The sequence below is a fragment of the Roseinatronobacter monicus genome (assembly GCF_006716865.1).
In the GTDB taxonomy this organism is placed as follows: Bacteria; Pseudomonadota; Alphaproteobacteria; order Rhodobacterales; family Rhodobacteraceae; genus Roseinatronobacter; species Roseinatronobacter monicus.
In genome coordinates this window covers 1447350-1470068 of record NZ_VFPT01000001.1, presented here as the reverse complement: position 1 = coordinate 1470068, position 22719 = coordinate 1447350, and the positions used below count along the sequence as shown (strand labels likewise).

General features: G+C 60.0%; 22 protein-coding genes and 1 pseudogene. 15 read left to right on the top strand and 8 right to left on the bottom strand.

Annotation, left to right across the window (positions count from 1 at the left end; genetic code table 11):
- Positions 1–15: 15 nt before the first annotated feature.
- The gene (locus BD293_RS06930; protein ID WP_142080464.1) at positions 16–615 is read left to right on the top strand and encodes a L,D-transpeptidase; all 600 of its coding nucleotides are present in this window, start codon (positions 16–18) and stop codon (positions 613–615) included.
- A 153-nt stretch (positions 616–768) separates the two neighbouring features.
- On the top strand, positions 769–1368 hold the full coding sequence (locus BD293_RS06925) for a L,D-transpeptidase (RefSeq protein ID WP_142080463.1): 600 nt from the start codon (positions 769–771) through the stop codon (positions 1366–1368).
- An 80-nt stretch (positions 1369–1448) separates the two neighbouring features.
- On the opposite strand, the gene trpS is transcribed toward BD293_RS06925, so the two are convergent.
- Positions 1449–2483, bottom strand: coding sequence for a tryptophan--tRNA ligase (trpS, locus tag BD293_RS06920; RefSeq protein WP_142080462.1), 1035 nt, complete (start codon positions 2481–2483; stop codon positions 1449–1451).
- 80 nt (positions 2484–2563) lie between these two features.
- Here trpS and BD293_RS06915 point away from each other — a divergent pair, with 80 nt between their 5' ends.
- Positions 2564–3238: a rhomboid family intramembrane serine protease gene (locus BD293_RS06915; protein ID WP_142080461.1), complete on the top strand. Its 675-nt coding sequence runs from the start codon at positions 2564–2566 to the stop codon at positions 3236–3238.
- On the opposite strand, the gene murJ is transcribed toward BD293_RS06915, so the two are convergent.
- From murJ to BD293_RS06900, 3 genes are all read right to left on the bottom strand, one after another.
- A complete protein-coding gene (gene murJ / locus BD293_RS06910; protein ID WP_142080460.1) occupies positions 3215–4783 on the bottom strand; it encodes a murein biosynthesis integral membrane protein MurJ in 1569 nt (522 codons plus the stop codon). The two genes, BD293_RS06915 and murJ, sit on opposite strands and share 24 nt — an antisense overlap.
- Entirely contained in the window at positions 4783–7530 is a 2748-nt protein-coding gene (locus BD293_RS06905) for a [protein-PII] uridylyltransferase (RefSeq protein ID WP_142080459.1), read from the bottom strand. Before BD293_RS06905 ends, murJ begins: the two co-directional genes overlap by 1 nt.
- A 62-nt stretch (positions 7531–7592) precedes the next feature.
- A complete protein-coding gene (locus BD293_RS06900; RefSeq protein ID WP_142080458.1) occupies positions 7593–8786 on the bottom strand; it encodes a penicillin-binding protein activator in 1194 nt (397 codons plus the stop codon).
- Positions 8787–8909: 123 nt separating this feature from the next.
- Between BD293_RS06900 and rsmI the strand changes: the two genes are divergently transcribed.
- The 4 genes from rsmI (at position 8910) to BD293_RS06880 (ending at position 12115) form a co-directional block, all read left to right on the top strand.
- A complete protein-coding gene (gene rsmI, locus BD293_RS06895; RefSeq protein WP_142080457.1) occupies positions 8910–9815 on the top strand; it encodes a 16S rRNA (cytidine(1402)-2'-O)-methyltransferase in 906 nt (301 codons plus the stop codon).
- Positions 9812–10165 (top strand): YraN family protein, encoded by a 354-nt coding sequence (locus BD293_RS06890; protein WP_142080456.1) that lies wholly within the window; start codon positions 9812–9814, stop codon positions 10163–10165. Before rsmI ends, BD293_RS06890 begins: the two co-directional genes overlap by 4 nt.
- A 91-nt stretch (positions 10166–10256) precedes the next feature.
- Entirely contained in the window at positions 10257–11201 is a 945-nt protein-coding gene (gene gshB / locus BD293_RS06885) for a glutathione synthase (protein ID WP_142080455.1), read from the top strand.
- Positions 11198–12115, top strand: a complete 918-nt coding sequence (locus tag BD293_RS06880; protein WP_142080454.1) for an alpha/beta hydrolase — start codon at positions 11198–11200, stop codon at positions 12113–12115. The genes gshB and BD293_RS06880 overlap by 4 nt, the downstream gene beginning before the upstream one ends.
- Here BD293_RS06880 and BD293_RS06875 read toward each other — a convergent pair.
- A complete protein-coding gene (locus BD293_RS06875; protein ID WP_142080453.1) occupies positions 12072–13595 on the bottom strand; it encodes a YifB family Mg chelatase-like AAA ATPase in 1524 nt (507 codons plus the stop codon). The two genes, BD293_RS06880 and BD293_RS06875, sit on opposite strands and share 44 nt — an antisense overlap.
- Positions 13596–13754: 159 nt before the next feature.
- Between BD293_RS06875 and BD293_RS06870 the strand changes: the two genes are divergently transcribed.
- From BD293_RS06870 to BD293_RS06850, 5 genes and pseudogenes are all read left to right on the top strand, one after another.
- Positions 13755–14633, top strand: a complete 879-nt coding sequence (locus tag BD293_RS06870; RefSeq protein ID WP_142080452.1) for an RNA polymerase factor sigma-32 — start codon at positions 13755–13757, stop codon at positions 14631–14633.
- A pseudogene (locus BD293_RS23435) lies at positions 14630–15348 on the top strand (ChaN family lipoprotein). Before BD293_RS06870 ends, BD293_RS23435 begins: the two are co-directional and overlap by 4 nt.
- A 144-nt stretch (positions 15349–15492) precedes the next feature.
- Positions 15493–16683 (top strand): bifunctional phosphopantothenoylcysteine decarboxylase/phosphopantothenate--cysteine ligase CoaBC, encoded by a 1191-nt coding sequence (coaBC, locus tag BD293_RS06860; RefSeq protein WP_142080451.1) that lies wholly within the window; start codon positions 15493–15495, stop codon positions 16681–16683.
- Complete coding sequence (gene dut, locus BD293_RS06855; protein ID WP_142080450.1) at positions 16680–17147, top strand: dUTP diphosphatase; 468 nt, start codon at positions 16680–16682, stop codon at positions 17145–17147. Before coaBC ends, dut begins: the two co-directional genes overlap by 4 nt.
- Positions 17148–18233 (top strand): HesA/MoeB/ThiF family protein, encoded by a 1086-nt coding sequence (locus BD293_RS06850; protein ID WP_142080449.1) that lies wholly within the window; start codon positions 17148–17150, stop codon positions 18231–18233.
- Between the two features lie 11 nt (positions 18234–18244).
- Here the strand turns inward: BD293_RS06850 and purS are convergent, their stop codons facing one another.
- Positions 18245–18484: a phosphoribosylformylglycinamidine synthase subunit PurS gene (purS, locus tag BD293_RS06845; protein WP_142080448.1), complete on the bottom strand. Its 240-nt coding sequence runs from the start codon at positions 18482–18484 to the stop codon at positions 18245–18247.
- Between the two features lie 11 nt (positions 18485–18495).
- Positions 18496–19257 carry a phosphoribosylaminoimidazolesuccinocarboxamide synthase gene (purC, locus tag BD293_RS06840; protein WP_142080447.1) on the bottom strand — a complete coding sequence of 254 codons (762 nt, stop codon included), beginning with the start codon at positions 19255–19257 and terminating at the stop codon, positions 18496–18498.
- A gap of 172 nt (positions 19258–19429) precedes the next feature.
- On the opposite strand from purC, the gene BD293_RS06835 reads away from it, so the two are divergent.
- The 3 genes from BD293_RS06835 (at position 19430) to BD293_RS06825 (ending at position 21795) form a co-directional block, all read left to right on the top strand.
- Positions 19430–19741, top strand: a complete 312-nt coding sequence (locus tag BD293_RS06835; protein WP_142080446.1) for a DUF1476 domain-containing protein — start codon at positions 19430–19432, stop codon at positions 19739–19741.
- A gap of 169 nt (positions 19742–19910) precedes the next feature.
- On the top strand, positions 19911–20942 hold the full coding sequence (gene bmt, locus BD293_RS06830) for a betaine--homocysteine S-methyltransferase (protein ID WP_142080445.1): 1032 nt from the start codon (positions 19911–19913) through the stop codon (positions 20940–20942).
- A 151-nt stretch (positions 20943–21093) separates the two neighbouring features.
- A complete protein-coding gene (locus BD293_RS06825; RefSeq protein ID WP_142080444.1) occupies positions 21094–21795 on the top strand; it encodes a corrinoid protein in 702 nt (233 codons plus the stop codon).
- An 86-nt stretch (positions 21796–21881) separates the two neighbouring features.
- Here the strand turns inward: BD293_RS06825 and BD293_RS06820 are convergent, their stop codons facing one another.
- Entirely contained in the window at positions 21882–22691 is an 810-nt protein-coding gene (locus tag BD293_RS06820; protein ID WP_142080443.1) for a ferredoxin--NADP reductase, read from the bottom strand.
- Positions 22692–22719: the final 28 nt, after the last annotated feature.

Genomic DNA, 22719 nt, shown 5'->3' with positions numbered 1-22719 from the left:
ACGGAGTGTGAAGTAATGTCCAAACCAAATCAGTCGCGCCGCGCACTTCTGTCAACGGGGTTGATGGCACTTGGCGGGCTTGCGGTGCCTTCGATTCTGCGCGCGCAGGCGTTGCCGGACTATGAGGAGGAAAGCAGCGTTGCAACTGCACGCCGCAATGTCATGGGGTTTCGCAACCATGATTGGCGCGATCATTTCTCGAACCTGCGGCGCGGTGCGATTCTGTGTGACACCCATTCGCGGGCCGTGCATTTCTGGTCAGAAGATGAGAGCACCTATTTGGCCTACCCCACATCTGTGCCGATGACCGAGGAGTTTACCCGCCGCGGCATGACCGAGGTCACGCTGAAGCGCTATCAGCCGACATGGATTCCCACCCCGAACATGCGCGAGCGCGACCCGTCCCTGCCCGCACGTGTTGACGGGGGCGACCCCAAGAACCCGATGGGAACACGCGCCATGAACCTGAGCTGGCAATATTACCGTGTGCACGGCATTGACGATCCTGCCAAGGTTGGTCGGCGCGCCTCTAACGGGTGTTTCGGGCTGATGAACGCGCATGTCGAAGACCTGTATGAATTGGTCCAAGTCGGCACCCAAGTCCGCGTTATCTGACGTTTTTTGTCTGTGAGGCATGGAACCAGACGCAAAATCGCGCGTTCTGTCTATTTGAAGCAACACCGGGGCCGTCCGCACGGCCTCGTGACTTGATTCCCCGCTCTCGAATACGTCATAATGGGGAAAAATTAATATTCGGAGAACGAAACCATGTCTGAGTCAAACCTGACACGCCGCGCAATACTGTCTACAGGCGTCGCTGCATTTGGGATGCTGGCAATGCCAGCCGTTCTGCGTGCGCAATCCGTGCCGGATTACGAGCCTGAGAACAATGCCAGTACCGCCCGCCGCAACGTCATGGGCTTTCGCAATCATGACTGGCGCGATCATTTCTCGAACCTGCGGCGCGGGGCCATTTTGTGTGACACCTATTCGCGCGCGATGCATTACTGGTCAGAGGATGAAAGCACCTATCTGGCCTATCCTTGCTCGGTCCCGATGACTGAGGAATTCACCCGCCGTGGCCTGACCGAAGTCACGCTCAAGCGGTTCGAGCCTACTTGGATTCCAACGCCAAATATGCGCCAGCGCGACCCATCGCTGCCCGAACGTGTTGAGGGGGGCGATCCGACCAATCCGCTTGGAACGCGCGCGTTGAACCTGAGCTGGCAATATTACCGCATTCACGGCATCGACAACCCCGCCAAGATCGGGCGTCGCGCCTCTAACGGGTGCTTCGGGCTGATGAACCAGCACGCCGAAAAACTGTACGAGCTTGCCATCATCGGCACGCAGGTCCGTGTGATCTGAGCAAGGTCAAGCTTGCCAAATGATAAAGGCCCCGGATGCGTTCCGGGGCCATTTGATTTGTGTATCACAGTGGGGTTTGCTTAGCTGCGCGACCGGATCAGGCCCACTATCTCGCGCGTTTGGGCAAGGATGGGTTCCGCAATGGCATTCGCCCTGTCGGCACCCTGCCCCAGAATGCGGTCAATCTCGGCCACATCTTGCATCAAGCGGCTCATCTCGGCGCTGATGGGGGACAGTTTCGAGACGGCCAGATCCGCCAGTGCAGGTTTGAACACGCCAAACCCCTGACCGCCAAATTCGGCGATCACGCCTTCGGGCGACATATCGGCAAGAGCGGCGTAAATATTTACCAGATTGCGCGCCTCTGGCCGATCTGCCAGCCCCTCAAGGGTTTCTGGCAGCGGTTCAGGGTCGGTGCGGGCCTTGCGGATCTTGGAGGCAATTGCATCCGCGTCATCGGTCAGGTTGATACGCGATTGGTCCGACGGGTCGGATTTCGACATTTTCTTGGTGCCATCGCGCAGCGACATCACGCGCGTCGCGGCCCCCTCAATCACCGGCTCGACCACAGGAAAGAAATCGACCCCGTAATCGTGGTTGAACTTGATGGCGATGTCGCGGGTCAGTTCCAGATGCTGCTTCTGATCCTCGCCAACAGGGACATGGGTGGCGTGATAGGCCATGATATCTGCCGCCATCAGGTTGGGATAGGCGAACAACCCCACCGAGGCTTCTTCCGCGTGCTTGCCCGCCTTGTCCTTGAACTGGGTCATGCGGCGCAACCAGCCCATTCGCGCGACGCAGTTGAAAATCCATGCCAATTCCGTATGCGCGGGCACCTGACTCTGGTTGAACAGGATCGAGCGCGCGGGATCAATGCCCGACGCAATGAAGCCCGCCGCCAGCTCGCGCGTTGCATGGCGCAGTTTGTCGGGGTCTTGCCAGACGGTGATTGCGTGCAGGTCGACCATGCAATAGACCGTGTCGGTGCCTTCATCCTGTGCAACGGCGAACCGCTTGAGCGCGCCAAGGTAATTGCCCAGCGTCAAGCCGCCTGATGGCTGGATGCCCGAGAAGATGCGCTGCGGAAAAGCCTTGGTCGGGGCGTCGGACATGTGAAAACTCCTGGCTGGAAAACTCGCCATCGCTGCATTAGCCTTGGCGCGATGTAACGTCAACCAAAGGCCCCGCGCCCATGACGCAAGACCCCCTTTCGACATCGGTGTTCAACCCGCTGCCAGTCGCAGTCTGGGTGCTGGTGCTGGCCATTGGAGCGGTTGAGCTGGTGCTTTCGGCGGGGGCGCATGGGTTGGTGAATTGGGCAGGCAGTGCAGGCTGGCGCGTGCAGGCCTTGGTCACAATCGGGGTCAGCCCCGAGGTGCAGGGCTGGATGCTGGAGACGCGCCAGTTCCCGCCTGAACACCTGATCCGGTATCTGACGTATGGGTTTGTCCATCTGGGCCCGGCACAGGCAGCGCTGGTGGTGGTTATCACAGTAGCGCTTGGCAAATACTGCACCGAGCGGCTTGGATCACTGCGGATGCTGGCGATTCTGGTGCTGGCGCAAGCCTTGGGCGGCTTTGCCTTTGGTCTGGTCGCGGCACCGGGAACATGGCTGATCGGGGGCTATGCGCTGATATTTGCGCTGGCGGGCACCTATGCGGGGCTGGTCTGGTCCGGGGCTGAGGGGCGGCGCGCACGGATCGGGGCGCTGGTGCTGGTGAGTGTGTTGCTGTCAGGGCGTATAATGCTGGCCGCCCTTATGGGTGGGGGTGCGGATTGGGTTGCCGATCTGGTGGCGTGCGCTGCGGGCTATGCCTTGGGCCATGTGCTGCGGCCCGGTGTTCTAGCCCGCCTCCGGCGGGTCTGAGCGGCGCGAGCGGCTGACAGAGGCGCGCAATTCCGCCACGCTGAATGCGCCGATCCACTGTCCAAAAGCGAAATACGCGACGGAACCGCCCGCAATTATCGCCAGCAAGGCCAGATAGCGCTTGCCCGATTGCACCAAAAACTCTGCCAGCAAGACATTCAGCCCATAAAGGGCCGCCCCCATTACCAACGCGGAGAGCGTGATGCGCCACAGGCGTGACTTCATCTGGTCATCCAACTGCGCGGCACGCCCCATGCCGCGCGACCCAAGCCACAGTTGCAGCACCATCATCCAGCCCGCAAGCGTGGTGGCCAATGCGGCAGCCACAAAGCCAAGAACCGGCATCAGCCCCACAGCAATGACGGCATTCACGACCATAGAGACGAGCGCATATTGGAACGGGCGCTTGGTGTCGTGGCGAGCATAATAGAGGGGCTGCAAGACCTTGTGCAGCACAAAGGCGGGCAGACCCAGCGCATAGATGGCCAAGGCCAGCGATGTCGCCTGTGTGTCGCTCTCGGTCCATGCGCCCCGCCCATAGAGGACCGACACAATCGGCGCGGCAATCACAACCAGCGCCACAGCCGAAGGGAGCGTCAGGAACAGCGAAAACTCTAGCCCACGGTTAAAACTGTGTTGCCCAGCCCCCTCTTCTCCCGCCCGCAGGCGGCGCGACAGTTCCGGCAAAAGCACGACGCCGACGGCAATCCCGACAACGCCCAGCGGCAACTGATACAGACGGTCTGCATAAGACAGCCACGAGACGGCATTCTCGGTGAAACTTGCCACTTGCCGCCCGACGATCAGGTTGATCTGCACCACCCCGCCCGCCAGAACCGCAGGGGCCGCGATGATCGCCAGCCGCTTGAGTTCCGGCGTCAGCCGTGGGCGCCGGAAGCGCATCGCAAAGCCTGCGCGCCGCACCGCGACCCACAGCATGACAAGCTGCGCCACGCCCGCCACAGGCACCGCGTAGGACAGCGTCAGCCCCATCGGCCAATCAGCGCGGTCGGCAAGGATCATGGCCGCGACAAACACCACATTCAGCAACACAGGTGCCGCCGCCGCCGCTGTGAAACGGCCCACAGCATTCAGCATCCCCGACAAAAGCGCGACCAGCGAGATGAAAAAGATATAGGGAAAGGCCACGCGCCCGTACACAACCGCCATGTCGAAGCGTTCGTCTTGCGCGAAACCAGCCGCCATGCCCCAGACCAGAAACGGCATAGCGATCACAGCGAGGGTTGAGAACACCAGCAATATGGCCGCCATGCCCCAGAACGCATCGCGCGCGAACCCTTCGGCGTCTTCGCCTGCTTCGTGCTTCTTGGCAAAAAGCGGAACAAAGGCAAAATTGAACGCCCCTTCGGCAAAGAAGCGACGGAACATATTGGGCAGCGAGAAGGCGACGAAAAACGCATCCGTTACAGGCCCGGCCCCCAGATATGACGCCATCAGAACGTCGCGCACAAACCCGAAAACCCGGCTGAGCAGCGTCCACAGCCCCACCGTCAGGAAACCCGCCACCAACCGGATACGTGCCATCAGCTAACGGCCCGTTCCGCACCAGCGGCAATGGCGGCGCGCAACTTGCGCTCCAGCGCTTCCTGCTTGGATTTGGCGTGCAGTTTCAACCCGAACATGTCTTTCACATAAAACGTATCGACAGCCTGCACCCCGTATGTCGCAATCACGGCGCTGGCAATATAGATATTTGCATCCGCCAATGCGCGGGCCAGATCGAACAGCAAGCCGGGCCTGTCGCGGGTATCCACCTCGATGATCGTATAGATTTCCGAGCCCTCATTGTCGAAGCTGATATTCGTCGGCACACGGAAGGCGCGTTCGCGTTTCTTGACCTTGTCGCGGTCGGCCAGCGCGTCGCTGGCGACCACTTCGCCGGCAAGGATTTTCTGGATCATCTTGCGCAGACGCGGCAGGCGAGCCGATTCGTACGGGTGGCCTTCGGCATCTTGTATCCAGAACACTGCCGTGGCGTAGCCATCCTTGGTTGTGTAGGTGCGCGCATCGACGATATTGGCACCGACCAAGGCCAGCGCGCCCGCGAACCGTGCGAAAATGCCCGGATGATCGGACAGCACGAAACAGGTGCGGGTGGCGTCGCGGTCCGGGTCCGGGTGCAGATCAACACGGATTTCATCTGCCGCGACACCGCGCAGCATGCGCGCGAAGATCAGATGCGTATCTGTGGGCAGGCCTTGCCAATAGGGGGGATAATGGCGCGAAATCTCGTTGCGACGGTCGGCGCGGGGCCAATCTTCGAGCGCTTCGCGCAGGGCGCGCTTGGCCTCATCTGCGCGGTTCTCGCGGTTGATCGCCTCTAGCCCGTTCTCCAGCGCATTTGCCGTTTCGCGGTAGAGCGTCCGCAACAGTTGCGCTTTCCAGTTATTCCATGTCCCTGGCCCGACACCGCGAATATCGCAGACGGTCAGCGCGGTCAGCAGGTCCAGCCGTTCCCGCGTTTTCACCAGCTTAGCGAAATCGCGCACTGTGCGCGGGTCCGAAATGTCGCGCTTTTGTGCAGTGTCGGCCATCAGCAGATGATAGCGCACCAGCCATTCCACAGTTTCGCATTCGCTTTTGCGCAAGCCCAGACGCGGGGCCACGCGGCGCGCAATCTGCGCGCCCAAAACGGAATGATCCTCTGGCCGCCCCTTGCCGATATCATGCAGCAACAGCGCGACATAAAGCACCCGCCGGTTGACCCCTTGCTCTAGAATACGCGAGACGACAGGCAGTTCTTCGCGCAACTCCTTGCGCTCGATCTGGGCAAGATGGCTGATACATTGAATCGTATGCTCATCCACCGTGTAGTGGTGATAGACGTTGAACTGCATCATTGCGACGATCGGCTCGAACTCCGGGATGAACGCGCCCAGAACACCCAGTTCGTTCATGCGCCTGAGCGCGCGCTCCGGGTTGGCGTGCTTTAACATCATCCGAAGGAAAACCTTTTGTGCCTCTGGTGTTGCGCGTAGATTCTCATCTATCAGGTGAAGATTGGCCGCGATCAGGCGCATTGCATTCGGGTGCAGCAGGAACCCTGTGACAAGCCCTTCTTCAAACAGGCGCAGCAGGTTCAGCGGGTCGCTTAGAAATTCTTGCGGGTCTTCAATATCCAAGCGGTTCTGAACCACTTTAAGACCGTGCCGCATTGTCTTGCGTTTGTTCAAGAAATGCCGCAACAGCGGTTCTCGTTTGACGTGCCGCGCTTCCAACTCGGTCAGAAAGATGCGCGTCAGATCGCCCACATGGGTGGCGTGGCGGAAGTAATCCTGCATGAAATGCTCGACCCCGCGCCGACCCCCGTGATCTGAGTAGCCCATGCGCTCGGCCACGCCGACCTGCATATCAAAGGTCAGTTGTTCAACCGGGCGGTTTGCAAGGTGGTGCATATGACAGCGCACGGCCCACAGAAATGTCTCGGCGGCGCGGAATGTTTCGTATTCTTCGGCGCGGAAAAACCCAAGCCCGACCAGTTCTTCGGCTTGATCGACTTCGTGGATATATTTGGCGATCCAGTAGAGGGTCTGAAGGTCACGCAAGCCGCCCTTACCCTCTTTGACGTTCGGCTCCAGCATGTAGCGCTGATTGCCAAGCTTGCTGTGGCGCTCTGCGCGTTCCGCCAGTTTCGCCTCGACAAAATCGGCGTGTGTCTTGGCGAATAACTCGCTCCACAGGCGCGCGCGCAATGTCTGGGCCAGATCAAGGTTGCCACATAGGAAACGCTGTTCCAGCAATGCGGTGCGGATGGTCACATCCTCGCGCCCCAGACGCAGGCATTCATTGACTGTCCGGCTGGCATGACCAACCTTCAGGCGCATGTCCCACAGCACATAGAGGGTTGATTCAATGATCTTTTCAACCCAGCCCGTCACCTTCCACGGGACCACGAACAACAGATCAATGTCGGAATGCGGCGCCATCTCGGCGCGGCCATAGCCGCCCACGGCCAGAACCGCGATCCGCTCGCCCTCGGACGGGTTGTTGTTGGGGTGCAAACGGGTCTGCACAAGATGCAGAACCAGTTTGACAATCGCATCCGTCAGCCATGAATTGGCCGCTACAAAAGACCGCGCATCCCGCGGATGCTGGGCGAACAATGCCTCAAGGCGCTGCGAGCCGTCTTTTAACGCGGCCTTCAACTCGGCCACGATGACCGCGCGCTGCGCCTTGCCATCCCCTGCATCAACATCATCCAGCGCGCGGGCCACCCGCGCGCCAAGATCTGCTTCATCAAGCAAATCTTCCAAGGGAAACAGTGCTGGCATGTCATCGCTCAGCCGTGGCTGCGGCACGGCGTTATGAGGGCCAACTGTCAGATGTTGCGTGCTCAGGACCCACCCCCGGCAAAGCTGCGGGGTGCGGGGCTTAGCACATTCACCCGCTGATCCCGGATTTCGGCAATCGCCAGACCGCGCTCGTTGCTGCCATCCGCGCGCAGGCGGAACACCCCTGTCACACCAGCGAAACCCGACCCTTGGGTGATCGAAGCTGCCGAGAATGGTGCATTGCCGCCACGGCTGGCAAGGGCGCCGACAGCGGCGATCCCGTCATAGGCCAGTGCGGCAACTGCGTTCGGGGTCGACCCATAGGCCGCGCGATATCGCGATTCGAATTGCGAGGTCAGCGTCGGGTCAGGCAGTGCGAACCACCCCCCTTGCAACCCGCTCAATTGCAGCGTGGCGGGCGGAATATCCCACCGCGTCAGCCCCATAAACTGAAAGCTGCTGGGTGATATACCGTTTTCAGGCAGCAATTCTGCCAGAAGCGGCAAGGCCCCTGCGGAACTGGCTGTCATGAAAATGCTTTGTGCGCCGGATGACTGCGCGGCAGATGAAATACGCGGCAAGGAATCGACAATCCCCCGCTGCGAGAACTCATAGGATTCAGACGCAACAATGCTGGCACCCGTCCGGTCGGCGGCACGCCGCATCGAGCGCGCGCCAACCTCGCCTGCCTCGTTTTGTTCGGACAGGATCATCACCCGCCCTTTGTTCTGCGATGCCGCGTAGGTCAGCAACCGTGTGGCCGTCGGCTCGAACATCGGTCCAAGCAAAAAGACATTGCCGCCTGCGACGTCAGGGTTGTTGGAGAAGCTCAGCACATTGACCCCGGCCTGAGCCGCAACCGGCCCCACCGCTCTGGCCGAATCGGCGAAAAGCGGGCCGACAATGATCTGCGCGCCATCATTGATTGCGCGTGCAGCCATCGCGGCCGCGCGTTCGGCCGAGCCGCCGGTCTGGTAAATTCTCAGGTCAATCTCGACACCTTGCAGATCGGCCACTGCCAGCCGCGCTGCATTCTCAAGATTGCGCGCAAGTGTCTCTCTTTCTTCATTGCCGCCGCCGCCGGGCAGCATCAGGGCCACCGGAACCGGCTGTGACGGGTCCGCCGCCGGGCCAGTGCTCAGCGGGCCAATCGCGGGCACATCACAGGCGGCAACCGCCATCGACGCGGCAGCAGACAACAGCAGGGACCGCCTGGACAGGCCTCGGCTCTGGCTGGTTTGGGACTGATTGCGCATCTCACCTCCACTGCGAACTTACATGACATGTTATAGGGCGTCACAGTAAGGAAGGGCGCGCTTGAAGTAAACGCTCTGAACGCATAACCCCGCCAAAGCGGCAAAGACCTGAAGTGAACCCCGATGCCTGAACATGAAGATGACATCACGCCCCTGACGCAAGATACGCGGCCAAGCGCCAGTTTTGCGTCCGGCCTCTATCTGATCGCAACGCCGATTGGTGCGGCGCGCGACATCACGCTGCGCGCCCTCGATCTGCTGGCGGGCTGCGATATTCTGGTGGCCGAAGATACGCGCAGTCTGCGCAGATTGATGGAAATTCATGGTGTGGCACTTGGTGGGCGGAAAATATTTGCCTATCACGATCACAACGGCGCACAGATGCGCCCCAGATTGCTGAACGCACTCCAGCGGGGCAAATCGGTTCTCTATGCATCCGAGGCCGGAACGCCGCTGGTTGCCGACCCCGGATTTCAGCTTGCCCGATCCGTGATCGCCGAAGGGCATGAGGTGATCGCAGCGCCCGGCCCTTCGGCCATGCTGGCCGCGCTTATGGTTGCGGGGCTGCCCAGTGACCGGTTTTGCTTCATGGGGTTTGCCCCCGCACAGGCAGGCGCAAGGCGCAAGTATCTTGAAGAAGCCGCCGCCATTCCGGCAACGCTTATTTTTTATGAATCGCCCAAGCGGATTAACAGATTCTTAGATGAATTATGCGAGATATTGGGCAGCGACCGACAGGCGGCGCTGTGTCGGGAGCTGACAAAGAAGCATGAAGAAATCTTGCGAATGCCGCTTGGGGACATGGCACAAGCGCTGTCAGACAGGACATTGCGCGGTGAAATCGTGCTGGTGATTGATCGGGGTGAGAAACAAATTGCCGATGCGCAATCACTTGATGACGCATTGGGGGCCGCATTGGAAACGATGCGCCTAAAGGATGCAGTGGCGCAGGTCGCCAGTGACCTCGATCTGCCCCGCAGGCAGGTTTATCAAGCGGCTCTGGCCAAGGAAAAGGGCAAGACGGAGTGAGGCAGGCGCGCAACTATCAGGCCGGATTGGCCGCCGAGGCATCGGTCTTGCGGCACTATCTTGCGTCGGGCCATTCCCTGCTCGCGCAACGCTATCGCGGTGTGCATGGTGAGATTGACCTTGTCTTGCAGCGTGGCAGCGATGTGATCTTTGTCGAGGTGAAGAAAAGCCGCAGCTTTGACGCCGCTGCACTGCGTCTGGGCGCGCAGCAGATTGATCGCATATTCCAGACCGCAAGCGAATTTCTGGGCACGCAGCCGCAAGGGCAGATGACACCGGCGCGGTTTGATGTGGCGCTGGTCAACGCGCATGGCGAAGTTTCCGTGCTGGAGAATGCTTTGGCCGCCTGAGGCATTGCGCCCATTGCAACCGATCCCGGCTTCCGTCATCTAGAGTTGAACCGGGCAGAATTTGGCCCCTTGATGATGAAAAGAGGATCGCATGGCGTTGCGTGTTGCCTTTCAGATGGACCCGATTGAAACTGTCGATATCGACGCGGACAGCAGTTTCCGCATCGCGCTGGAAGCGCAGGAACGCGGGCATGAGTTGTATGTCTACACCCCTGAAAAACTGATTTTCAGCGAAGGGCGCGTCATGGCATTGGCGCGCAGCGTGACCTTGCACAAGGTCAAGGGCGCGCATGTCACCTTCGGCGCGGAAGAGATGCTTGATCTGGCCCAAATCGATGTGGTCTGGCTGCGGCAAGACCCGCCTTTTGACATGGGTTATATCACGACAACGCATTTGCTGGACATGATCCACCCCGCCACATTGGTGGTGAATGACCCGTTCTGGGTGCGCAATTACCCCGAAAAGCTGCTGGTGCTGAAATTCCCGGACCTGACGCCGCCGACAATGATCGCGCGCGATCTGGCCACGATCCGCACCTTCAAGGCCGAGCATGGCGATGTGATTCTGAAGCCGCTTTACGGCAATGGCGGCGCGGGCGTGTTCCGGCTGGACCCCAATGACCGCAACCTTGCGTCGCTGTATGAATTATTTGCGGGCATCAACCGCGAGCCGTTGATCGTGCAGAAATTTCTGCCCGCTGTAGCCAAGGGCGACAAGCGCATCATTCTGGTGGACGGGGTTGCCATTGGTGCAATCAACCGCGTGCCTGCGGTGGGCGAGACGCGCTCGAACATGCATGTGGGGGGGCGGCCAGAGCGCGTGGCGATGACACAGCGTGACCACGACATCTGCGCGGCCATCGGCCCGTTGCTGCGCGAAAAGGGTCAGATTTTCGTCGGCATCGATGTGATTGGCGATTACCTGACGGAAATCAACGTGACCTCGCCCACAGGGTTGCAGGAGCTAGAACGCTTCGACGGGGTGAATGGCGCGAAACTGATCTGGGAAGCGATAGAGGCCCGTCGCACGTCATGATCTGGCAGTTGAAGGTCATGCGTGTCGCCATGCGCCACGCCGTGCGCCGGTCACTGGGGCGCCAGCGCGACAGTCTGGCGGCGCGCAAATGGTTCGAGCGTGGCGCTTGGCTGAACGCGCGTGGCCGCCCATACAAGACCTTCATTCCAGATACATTCGACATTGAGGCGCGCGATCTGCCCGCGCTGTGGACCGCCCTGCCCGACCAATCAGAGCGGTTTATTCTGTATTTTCATGGTGGCGGCTATGTCATGGGCAATCCGCGCACCCATGCCGCACTTGCGAATTTCCTGACACGAAAAACCTGCCTGCCAGATTATCGCCTTGCACCCGAGCATCCCTTCCCAGCCGCGTTTGACGATGCTGTGGGGATATGGAATGCGCTGATGGCGCGGGGTGTGCCTGCCAGTTCGGTGGTCGTTGGGGGTGATTCGGCGGGCGGGGGGCTGGCGCTGGCCTTGCTCGGCCATCTTTGCGCGACAGACCAGCCACGTCCCGCTTGCGTTTTCGCGTTCTCTCCCTTCACTGATCTGTCCTTGTCGGGTGCATCCATCACGCAAAACGCACAGAGTGAGTTGCTCTTGCCGCCGCACCGGTTGGAGCAGTTGCGCGACCGTGTTCTGGCCGGGGCCGATCCGCGCGATCCGCGCATCTCGCCGTTATTCGGCAATTTCAAAGGCGCGCCCCCTGTCCTGATTCAGGTTGCGCGCAGCGAGATATTGCGTGACGATTCGCGCCGCATGGCAGAGGTGTTGCAGCGCGATGGCGTAGACGTGACGCTACAGGAATGGGGCAACCTGCCCCATGTCTGGCAGTTTTTTCATGGCTGGCTGCCAGAGGCGCGCAAAGCCTTGGGCGATGCGGCCCTGTTCATCCGCTCACAGTGTCCACCATCCCCATCAGGCGATAGCTGATCGCCTCGGCCATATGCGGCGCACGGATCACGGGCGCGCCTTCCAAGTCTGCGATCGTGCGCGCAACCCGCAACAGGCGGTGATAGCCGCGCGCGGTCAGGCCAAAGCGTTCCGCCGCGCGCGTCAGAAGGGCGCGCCCTTCGGCATCGGGGGCTGCGATTTCTTCCAGCAGCGCGCCTTCTGCATCGGCATTGACGCGCAAGCCCTCATAACCCGCAAACCGCGCCGATTGCACAGCGCGCGCCTGCGCCACGCGCGCCGCCACGATGGCAGAGCTGTCGCCCGATGGCGGCAAATCGAGATCCGAAAACGCGACCGGCGGCACTTCGACACGCAGATCGAAGCGGTCCATCAAGGGGCCGGATATGCGCCCCATGTAATCTTCGCCGCAAGCCGGGGCGCGCGCACAAGCGCGGGCGGGTTCCGACAGATAGCCGCATTTGCACGGATTGGCCGCCGCGATCAGCAGAAAACGGCACGGATAGCGGATATGGGCATTGGCACGCGCGACCACCACCTCGCCCGTCTCAATGGGCTGGCGCAGGGTTTCCAACACCATGCGTGGAAATTCGGGCAACTCATCCAGGAACAGCACGCCATTATGGGCCAGCGAAATCTCACCCGGTTTCGCCCCCTTGCCGCCCCCCACAATTGCCGCAACAGAGGCTGTGTGATGCGGCTCTCTGAAGGGGCGCGCGCGCGAAATCCCGCCCTGTTCCAGCAAGCCAGAGATGGAATGCACCATCGACGTCTCCAACGCCTCGGCCGCGCTGAGGTCGGGCAGGATGCCGGGCATGCGCGCGGCCAGCATAGATTTGCCTGACCCCGGTGTTCCGACCATCAACATGTGATGCCGCCCCGATGCCGCGATTTCCAGCGCACGCTTGGCGCGCTCCTGCCCTTTCACATCGAACAAATCACGCGCGGACCCTTCGCGGATAACCTCGCCGGGGCTGGCTGGGCTCAGCGGTGCCTGTCCGGTGTAGTGTCGGATAACCTGCGCGAGTGAGGTTGGTGCGAAAACGCGCGTATCCGCGACCCATGCCGCTTCCGCACCGCAGCCGGCAGGGCAGAACAGGGTGTAGCCGCCCTCGGCTGCGGTCATGGCCGCAGGCAATGCCCCCGACACGGCCACCAGCGCCCCGTCAAGTGACAGCTCGCCCAAGGCGACTGTGTCCGCAACCTCTTCTGCTGGTATGATTTCCAGTGCTGCCAGAAGCGACATGGCGATGGGCAGATCGAAATGAGACCCCTCTTTCGGCATATCAGCCGGGGACAGATTGATCGTGATGCGTTTGGAGGGCAGCGCCACGGACAGGGCGGAAAGCGCTGCGCGCACACGCTCGCGCGCCTCGGACACAGCCTTGTCGGGCAGGCCAACAATCTGAAATGACGGCAACCCCGGCGAGAGCGCGCATTGCACTTCGACCAAGCGCGCCTCGATCCCCACAAATGCAACAGTCAAGGCCCGAGCGACCATGTTGATTTCCACTTTACCCAGACACATGGTTAACGCGCCAACCCTTTCCGAAAGGTTAACGCGCGCAACACAGCCGCCCCTGCAAGAAAATTACATCGCATGTGAACCAATTGGCATTTTGGTGCGTAACACCCTCAACAAAGCATGGTGGGGGAAAAAATGTCACTGGATTTTTCCGACGATCGCAGAATGTCTCGCAAGGCGATGAAGGCCGAATTGCTGGACGCCGAAACAGAACTGGGGCTGGCGCGCGCGTGGCGCGATCATCGGGATGAACAAGCGCTGCACCGGCTGATTACAGCTTACATGCGGCTTGCAATCTCGATGGCTGGCAAATTCCGCCGCTATGGCGCGCCCATGAATGACCTTATTCAAGAAGCCGGTTTGGGGCTTATGAAAGCCGCCGAAAAATTTGACCCTGAACGCGGGGTGCGGTTCTCGACCTATGCTGTGTGGTGGATACGGGCAAGCATTCAGGATTATGTCATGCGCAACTGGTCGATGGTGCGCACCGGATCAACCTCTAGCCAGAAAACCCTGTTTTTTAATTTGCGCCGCGTACAGGCCAAATTCGAGCGCGAAGCCTTGGCGCGCGGTGAGGAGCTAGACCGGCACCAACTGCGCGAGATGATTTCGCGCGAAGTGGGTGTGCCGCTGCATGATGTGGAAATGATGGAAGGGCGTTTGTCCGGCTCTGATTTTTCGCTCAACGCCATGCAGTCGTCGGATGAGGACGGGCGCGGATGGATTGATGCGCTGGAAGATGACACACCGCAGGCAGGGGCGGAGGTTGAGCAAGCGCATGACATAGCACAATTGCGCGACTGGTTGATCGTGGCGATGAAGGGGCTGAGCGAGAGAGAGCGTTTTATCGTACGTGAACGCAAACTGCGGGACGACCCGCGCACATTGGAATCACTGGGTGAGGAATTGGGCCTGTCCAAGGAGCGTATTCGTCAGGTCGAAGCCGCGGCATTCCAGAAAATGCGCAAAAGCCTTGAGACTCAGTCTAAGGAAGTGTTTCACTTCCTGACATGAAATATTTGTTTACGCTTGCAGCGTTGGCCTGTGCCCCTGCCCATGCAAAACTGATCGACGCGGATGATGTCGGCGGGCTACCGTTGGCCGATGTCATCTTCCTTGGTGAGGTGCATGACAATCCGATGCACCATGACAATCAGGCGCGCGCGATTGAACAGATCGGCCCGACGGCGCTGGTGCTTGAAATGCTTGACCCGGATCAGGCCAGCCGGATGCCAGACAGCTTGCCCGACATGGCAGAATTGCGCGCGCTGCTGGATTGGGATGCGTCGGGATGGCCTGATTTCGCGCTCTATTACCCGCTATTCTCTGCCGCGCCGCAGGCGCAGGTTTTCGGGGCTGGCCTGCCGCGAGAGGCCGCGCGCGCAGCAATGGGCCAAGACCTTGATCAGGTATTGTCAGGCGACGCCGCGCTGTTTGGCCTAACAACTGACCTGCCAACAGCGCAACAACATGAGCGCGAAGCGCTTCAGGCGCGGGCGCATTGCCGGAGGATTTGCTGCCCGGAATGGTCGATATCCAGCGCCTGCGCGATGCCATGCTGGCCGATGCCGCACTGGAGGCCGTGACACAGACCGGCGGGCCGGTCATTGTGATCACCGGCACAGGACATGCGCGAAATGATTGGGGCGCGCCCTATATGCTGACGCAAGCGCAGCCCGATTTGCGGGTGCTGTCTGTGGGTCAGTTCGAGCTGACACCGGAAGATTAACCACCTCATGACTACTGGATCGTGACCGACCCGCACCCGCGCCCCGACCCTTGCGAGGTGTTTCGCTAACCGCAGTTGGGCTTTCGTTTTTTGCGCCAAGCGCGTAAGGCTTGAGCCAGAGTTCATCATGCAAGAGGCAGAGCCATGTTGGCCGGAAAACGTGTCACGCTGATTATTGGTGGCGGAATCGCGGCATATAAATGCCTTGATCTGATCCGCCAGTTGCGCCGCGCGGGCGCAGAGGTGATCCCTGTCCTGACGCGCGCAGGCACGGAATTTGTCACCCCCCTTTCGGTGGCCGCACTTGCAGGGATGCAGGTTTACCAAGACCTGTTCGACCTGAAAGACGAGGCCGAAATGGGCCATATCCAGTTGTCGCGCGCCGCTGATCTATTGGTTGTGGCCCCCGCAACCGCCGATATGATGGCGAAAATGACCGGTGGCCATGCCGATGATCTGGCGACGACGTTGCTGTTGGCAACCGATAAACCTGTCCTGATTGCACCTGCGATGAATTTGCGCATGTGGTCCCACCCCGCGACCCAGCGCAATCTGGCGCAGTTGCATGCCGATGGGGTGAGAAGCGTCGGTCCCAATAGTGGTGATATGGCGTGCGGTGAATATGGTCCCGGACGCATGGCCGAACCGGACGAGATCCTGTCAGCCATTGCCGCACAGTTCAGCGCGGGGCCAATGTCGGGCAAACGGGTGCTGGTCACATCCGGTCCGACACATGAACCGATTGACCCAGTGCGGTATATCGCCAACCGGTCGTCGGGCGCGCAGGGAGCGGCACTTGCGGTTGCGTTGCGTGATCTGGGCGCGGAGGTGATCTTTGTCACAGGACCGGCCAGTGTGCCGCCGCCCGCTGGAGTGGCTGTGCACCGCATTGAGACTGCGCGCGAGATGCTGGCGGCGGTTGAGGCCGCACTGCCGGTCGATGCGGCGATTTTTGCCGCCGCTGTTGCAGATTGGCGCGTCGAGAACAGCTTGACGCAAAAGATTAAGAAGGTGGCACAAACCTCTCCAAGCATTACACTTTCTGAGAACCCGGATATTCTTGCGACTGTCTGCGCGCACCCCGAACGGCCAAAGCTGGTGATCGGTTTTGCTGCGGAAACCGAGAATGTGGTTCCCCATGCAACGGCAAAACGCCTGCGCAAAGGGTGCGACTGGATCGTGGCGAATGACGTCTCGCCCGCGACAGGGATCATGGGGGGCAGCAACAACACGGTGCATCTGATTACCGAAGCGGGGGCCGAAGATTGGCCACCCTTGCCAAAAAGTGAAGTCGCGCAGCGTTTGGCCGCGCGCATAGCCGAGGCATTGGCATGAGTGTTACCGTCAAGTTCCTGCGCCTGCCCGACAGTGACCCCGCAGTGCCCCTGCCCGCGTATGCGACCCCGGGGGCTGCGGGGGCGGATATTCGCGCCAATTTCCCAGCCGAGGCGCGCGTGACCGGGCTGCTGCTGGCCCCTATGGCGCGCATGTTGGTGCCAACCGGACTGGCCTGCGAGATACCGCAAGGGTATGAGATGCAGATCCGCGCGCGCTCTGGTCTGGCGCTGCGTCATGGCATTGCGCTGCCCAATGCACCGGCCACAATCGACAGCGATTATCGTGGCCCCATCGGTGTTATTCTTGTTAACTTGGGGGACGAGGCGTTCCTTATCGAGCATGGCGCGCGGATTGCGCAGATCATCATTGCGCCCGTTGTTCAGGCCCGCTTTCAGAGCACTGACACGCTGGGCGACACATCACGCGGTGCGGGTGCTTACGGCTCTACAGGGTTGAAATAGATGGGTTTTGTTCTGTTCCTGATGGCCGCACTTTGGGGGCTTGGCTGGGTGATGAAAACGCCAGTGCGGGTGCGGCTTGTCATGATTGGCCTGCTCTATGTGGCAGCCGTATTGGCCAACCTTGTGCTGCCTGAAGCCGCAGAATTGCGACGTGCAACAGGTGGTGACGTGCGCCCGTGGCTGGTTCTTGGTGGGCTGGCGGCGTTGGTTTACGGATATACGCGGATTGTCGGAGGCTTGCACAAACGCAACGCCCCCCCTGAGGACGCCCCACCCGACCAGCCCGGCACCTTTCGTGAGGCAGAGTTGAACCGCTATGCCCGCCATATTGTCTTGCGCGAAATCGGGGGGGCGGGGCAAAAAAAGCTGAAGGCGGCAAAGGTGCTGGTCATTGGCGCGGGCGGGCTGGGATCGCCTGCGCTGCTATATCTGGCGGCGGCGGGTGTCGGCACCATCGGCGTGATTGACGATGATCTGGTTGACGGGTCAAACCTGCAACGCCAGATCATTCACCGTGATGACACGATTGACACGCCCAAAGTCTTTTCAGCGCAATCCGCGATGATGGCGCTGAACCCGTTTATCACCGTGCGCCCCTATCAGCGCCGCTTGACGCCCGAAATCGCGCAAGAACTATTTGCCGAATACGATCTGGTTCTGGATGGCACGGACAATTTTGACACCCGTTATCTGGTCAATCGCGCCGCCGTCGCCACAGGGAAACCGCTGATTTCGGCGGCAATCACGCAATGGGAGGGGCAAATCAGCCTGTATCATCCGGCGAGTGGTGCGCCGTGTTTTGAATGCCTGTTCCCCACCCGGCCCGCGCCCGGCCTTGCCCCCGCTTGCGCAGAGGCGGGGGTGATTTCACCCTTGCCCGGCATTTTGGGCGCGATGATGGCCCTGGAGGCGATAAAGGAAATCACAGGCGCTGGCACCGGATTGCGCGGGCGCTTGCTGATCCATGACGCGCTTTATGCAGAAACGCGCAGCGTGCGGATCACGCGGCGCGCGGATTGTGGGTGCTGCAAGGATGTAACGGAGCAGTCAGCCCCGAGCGCACCCTTGCAAGACAGCGCTGTCTGACCCCGACAGTTTCAGGCGGGTTCGATCCGGTAGCTTTCGATAACTGTGTTGGCCAGCAGCCTGTCGCACATGGCGCGCGCCTGTTCATTGGCCTTGTCCGTGTCCCCCTCGGTCAGGTCAAGTTCGATCACCTTGCCTTGCCGCACGCCATTTACACCCTCAAACCCCAATGCCGACAATGCATGGCGGATCGCCTCGCCCTGCGGGTCCAACACACCGGGTTTCAAGGTTACAAATACACGCAGTTTCATGGGTACGCCTTTCAGTTCATCAACTTGGGTTTATTAATGGGTGTGGGCGATTTTGGCATGACACCCAGACGCCGCGCAACTTCGGAATAGGCGTCGGTCAGGCTGCCAAGGTCGCGGCGAAACACGTCCTTGTCCAGCTTCTGTCCGGTTTTCATATCCCACAGGCGGCAGCTGTCGGGGCTGATTTCATCTGCCACGATCAGGCGCTGCATCTCGCCATCAAACTGGCGGCCAATCTCGATCTTGAAATCCACAAGTTTGATGCCCACGGCCATCATAACACCCGACATGAAATCATTGACGCGCACGGCCAGTCCGACCATGTCATCCAGATCCTGATGGCTGGCCCAATTGAAGGCAAGGATCTGGTCTTCGGTGACCAGCGGATCGCCAAGCGCGTCATCTTTGAAATAAAACTCGATAATCGGGCGCGGCAAGGGCGTGCCCTCTTCGATCCCCAAGCGCTTGGACATGGAGCCCGCAGCGATATTGCGCACGACCACTTCCAGCGGGATAATCTCGACCGCGCGGATCAGTTGCTCGCGCATGTTGATGCGCTTGAGAAAATGTGTCGGCACACCGATCTGGCCAAGCCCGGTCATGAAGAACTCGGACAGCAGGTTGTTCAACACGCCCTTGCCCTCAATCACATCGCGCTTCTCGGCGTTGAATGCAGTGGCATCATCCTTGAAATACTGCACCATCGTCCCCGGCTCTGGGCCTTCATACAGGATCTTGGCCTTGCCTTCGTAGATTTTGGTGCGGCGTGCCATCAAGCTCTCCGGTTCTGTTGGGGGTGACGCAATCGTGTCGCTGCCCTATAGCTTAGCCGCGTCATCACCGCAAGGCAGCCTGTTTGCGCATAAGCCAGGGGTTTTGACCTTGCAGCGAAGGGCGGCAGGGGCCATATTTCAGGGAACCTTTTGACCATAACGAGGCAAGATTATGAGCACTTTCCAAGACCGCGAACGCGCATTCGAGAACAAATATGCCCATGACCAGGAAATGGTGTTCAGGGCCGTCGCGCGCCGCAACAAGAAACTTGGCCTTTGGGCAGCAGGTCTATTGGGAAAAACCGCTGAAGACGCAGATAATTACGCGATGGAAGTGATCCGCGCAGATTTTGAAGAAGCGGGCCATGAAGATGTTGTGCGCAAACTTTTGGCTGATCTGGGCGCACATGCCGATGAGGCCCTGATCCGCGCCAAGATGACCGAATTTCTGACCGAGGCAAAATCGGAACTGTCCGAGGGGTAAGGCTGGCGCATTGCATCTGCATGGGCACGGAAAAAGCGACGTGCCCATGAAAATGTGTCATGATCCTTATGCAGAATATGAATTTGCGTCACACTCCAAGCTGTGACAGGTAGCAGCGAAATGCGCGTAAGGCTGCGGCTTTGCGCTCCGTGACCGTGAAAGGCGTGACATGAGCACTGCATTCTTTGATCTTCTGGCCAAGCGCGACTGGCTTTTGGCCGACGGCGCGACCGGCACCAACCTGTTCAATATGGGTCTGGCCTCTGGTGATGCGCCGGAATTGTGGAATGTTGACGCGCAAGATAAGATCCGCACCCTGTATCGCAATGCAGTCGAGGCAGGCTCTGACCTGTTTCTGACCAACACATTCGGCGGCAATGCCAGCCGCCTGAAACTGCATGACGCGCAAAACCGCGTGCACGAGTTGAACAAGCTGGGCGCTGAGTTGGGGCGCGAGATTGCAGACAAATCCGGCCGTACTGTCATCGTTGCGGGGTCTGTCGGGCCGACAGGCGATATCATGGCCCCGATGGGCACGCTCACGCATGAGCTGGCCGTCGAGATGTTCCATGAACAGGCCGAAGGTCTGAAAGATGGCGGCGCAGACGTGCTGTGGGTCGAGACAATCTCGGCCCCAGAGGAATACAAGGCCGCCGCCGAAGCCGCCGCTTTGGCAGGGATGCCGTGGTGCGGAACGATGAGCTTCGACACTGCCGGGCGCACAATGATGGGCATGACCTCGGCGGCGATGTCACAGATGGTGCATAAGCTGAAACACCCGCCGCTGGCGTTTGGTGCAAATTGCGGTGTCGGCGCGTCTGATCTGCTGCGCACGGTTCTGGGCTTTGTCGATGCGGGCAGTGATCTGCCGATCATCGCCAAGGGGAATGCGGGCATTCCCAAATACCATGACGGGCATATCCATTATGATGGAACACCCGCGCTGATGGCCGATTACGCCGTGCTGGCCCGCGATTGCGGGGCGCGCATTATTGGCGGGTGCTGCGGCACCATGCCCGAGCATCTGCGCGCGATGCGAGAGGCGCTGGAAACACGCGCCCCCGGTCCGCGCCCGACGCTGGAGGCGATCACGGATGCGCTGGGTGGCTTCTCTTCTGCGGTCGACGGCACCGAGGAAGGTGGCGACACCGAAACGCGCCGCGCGCGCACCAGCGGACGCCGCCGCCGCAGCGATGCCTGAATAACCAACCCTTAAGTCTGATTTCGGTATGCCGCGTCGCGTGAATGCAGGTCCATGTCGCAATTGGGACAGTGCCATGCGGCATTCTGTCCGAAATCGGAGACAGCTTCGTGTAACCGCCCCTACCGGCATGCCTTGAAAGGTAGCTTTCATGTCTGAAGAAGACGACATCATCCTTGCTGATCTGTCTGACGATGAACTCGTCGAACAGATGATGGACGACCTGTACGATGGTCTGAAAGAAGAGATCGAGGAGAGTGTGAACATTCTGCTCGCGCGCGGCTGGACACCGTATGACATTCTGACCAAAGCGCTGGTCGCGGGCATGACGATCGTGGGCCATGACTTCCGCGACGGAATTTTGTTTGTGCCCGAAGTGTTGCTGGCGGCGAATGCGATGAAATCGGGCATGTTCATCCTCAAACCCTTGCTGGTGGAAACCGGCGCGCCGCGCATGGGCAAGATGGTGATTGGCACCGTGAAGGGGGATATTCACGACATCGGCAAAAATCTGGTCGCCATGATGATGGAAGGGGCCGGGTTTGAAGTCGTTGATCTGGGGATCAACAATTCGGTCGAGAAGTATCTGGAAGCACTGGAACGGGAACAACCCGATATCTTGGGCATGTCCGCGCTGCTGACGACGACCATGCCCTATATGAAAGTCGTGATCGACACGCTGATCGCACAGGAAAAGCGCGATGATTATATCGTGCTGGTGGGCGGCGCCCCGCTGAATGAAGAATTCGGGCGCGCAATCGGTGCAGACGCGTATTGCCGTGATGCGGCAGTCGCGGTTGAAACGGCCAAGGATTTCGTTGCACGCAAGCACAACCAGATGGCGGCTGGCTAAGGGGCTGTCGCAAGGCCAAATTGAAAAGTCGGGCCATTTGGCCCGCCTTTTTTTGAGTATTTTTAGCAAGAAAATGACCTTACAGATCAGTCGACAAACGCTTTCTCGACCACATATTGCGCAGGGGCAGAGTTCGCACCCTCATGGAGGCCAGCCTCTTCCAGAATTTTCTTGATATCAAGGTTGAAGGCCAAAGAGCCGCAGACCATGGCGCGATCCACAACCGGATCAAGCGGGGGAATACCCAGATCCGCAAACACCTTGCCCGAAGACAGGTTGTCGGTCACCCGCCCCATCTGCGCGCTCTGCTCGCGCGTGGTTGTCGGGTAGTAGAGCAGCTTGTCGCCCACAAATTCGCCAATCAGCGGGTCATGTGGCAAAGCCTCGATCAGGTCGCGGCCATAGGGCAGTTCGGCCACTTCGCGGCAGGTATGCATTACGATGACCTGATCGAATTTCTCCCATGTCTCGGGGTCGCGCAGCAAGGACGCAAAGGGCGCAATGCCGGTGCCCGTCGCCAGCATCCACAGCCGCCGTCCCGGCAGCAGTGCATCAAGCACCAGTGTTCCCACGGGTTTGGGGCGCAGAATGATCGGATCACCCGGCTGGATATGCTGCAAGCGCGATGTCAGGGGGCCATCAGGCACCTTGATCGAATAGAATTCCAGTTCTTCATCCCAAGAGGGCGAGGCGATGGAATAAGCCCGCAACAGCGGCTTTCCATTCTCGCCCAACAGCCCGATCATCACAAACTCGCCAGAGCGGAACCGCAAGGACCGTGGCCGCGTGCACCGGAATGCGAAGAGGTGATCGGTGTAATGGGTCACGGATGTCACGGTCTGGGCATCTGGCAAGGTGGGGATCGGCTTGGGCGAGATTGCGCTGTGTTCGGTCATCGGTTTTGCTTTCACTTGGAAGATGGCG